Annotated in this window: 2 protein-coding genes; one reads left to right on the top strand and one right to left on the bottom strand. The window is 71.6% G+C overall.

Annotation, left to right across the window (positions count from 1 at the left end):
• The first annotated feature begins 78 nt into the window (after nucleotides 1-78).
• Complete coding sequence (locus K4G64_RS39235; protein ID WP_221760614.1) at nucleotides 79-621, top strand: GNAT family N-acetyltransferase; 543 nt, start codon at nucleotides 79-81, stop codon at nucleotides 619-621.
• A 24-nt stretch (nucleotides 622-645) separates the two neighbouring features.
• Here K4G64_RS39235 and K4G64_RS39230 read toward each other — a convergent pair.
• On the bottom strand, nucleotides 646-1,350 hold a 705-nt coding region (locus tag K4G64_RS39230; RefSeq protein ID WP_221760613.1), incomplete at its 5' end, for a type IV secretory system conjugative DNA transfer family protein.

Genomic DNA, 1,350 nt, shown 5'->3' with positions numbered 1-1,350 from the left:
GTAGTACCCGGGTACGACACCGCTCACCCCGGGGTAATCGGGGTGAGCGGTGTCGTACCCGGGTACTACCGTGGCCGTATGAGCTATGTGATCCGGTCCGTCCGTGCTGGTGAGTGGGTCGCGGCGAAGGAGCTGCGGCTCGCGGCGCTGCGGGATCCGGTGGCGCACCTGGCCTTCCTGGAGACGTACGAGGAGGCCGCCGCCCGACCGGATGCCTTCTGGCAGGAGCGGACCGAGGGGGCCGCCGAAGGGGCGGACAAGGCGCAGCAGATCATCGCCGAGGGGCCGGACGGGCGGTGGGTGGGGACGCTGACGGTGCTCGTGGAGGAGCCCGGGACGACCGACTGGGCCGGGTTTCCGGTGGAGCGGAAACAGGGGCATGTGGTCGGTGTGTTCGTGCGGCCCGAGGAACGCGGGAGCGGGCTGACCGAGGTGCTGTTCGACGCGGCCCTGGAGTGGTCGTGGGGGCGGGGTCTGGAGCGGGTGCGGCTCATCGTGCACGAGGAGAACGGGCGGGCGCAGCGGTTCTACCGGCGGGTGGGGTTCCTGCCGAGTGGCGTGACCGTGCCGTTGGGGGACGCGGGGGAGCGGGAGTTGGAGTTCGTCCTCGAGCGGGAGTAGGGCCTCGACGTGTCCGGGCTCGGGTTACTGGACCGGCAGTTCGTCGTGCGGCCAGCGGGCGCGGCCCTGTTCGCGGGACCGGAGCAGGGCCAGGGTCGGCATGCCCCGGTCCGCTCCGGTGGCCAGCAGCTCCGGGAGTTGGGGAAGCGGGGCCACGGCCGCGACGTCGTCCAGGACGAGCGTCATTGGTGGGTCGAGGCGACCGGCCGATGACCGTTCGGCCATGTGCCGGCCGCGCTCGACCACGCTCGAGACGAGGGCCGTCAGGAGGGGCATCGCGCCCGGGTGCGTCCTGGGGTCCTCGATGGATTCCCCCACCACATAAAGCGTGCCCGCTTCGTGGACGAAGGAATCCAAGGCGAGGGCATCAGTTCGGTTGGGAGTGCAGGCCTCGCGGATATTGACCGTGGAGAGGGCCGCGAGGGCGCGGGTGGTCAACTGCTGGGCCATGTCGCGGCGTTCGGGGTGTGCGGTGAGGGCGCCCTCGAGTTCGCCCGCGGAGCCGGGGGCGGCCTTGGGGTTGGTGCGGAGGATGCGTACGGCGTCCTGGATCTGGGTGCCCTGGGACCAGCGGTGGACGTGGCGGATGGTGCGGCCGTCGATCGCCGCGGCGTGCAGGTAGCTGCGCAGGAGTGTGGTGGCCGTGTCGGTGAGGGCCTGGTCGAGTTTGGCGGTGGGGCGTACGGGGGTGAGGAGGGCGGTGGCCCGTCGGGATGCCGTGTCCTTGTC

Source organism: Streptomyces sp. WAC04114, assembly GCF_019733245.1.
GTDB lineage: Bacteria > Actinomycetota > Actinomycetes > Streptomycetales > Streptomycetaceae > Streptomyces > Streptomyces massasporeus_A.
Note: the sequence above shows the minus strand (reverse complement) of the source record. Positions and strands in the feature narration are given on the sequence as shown.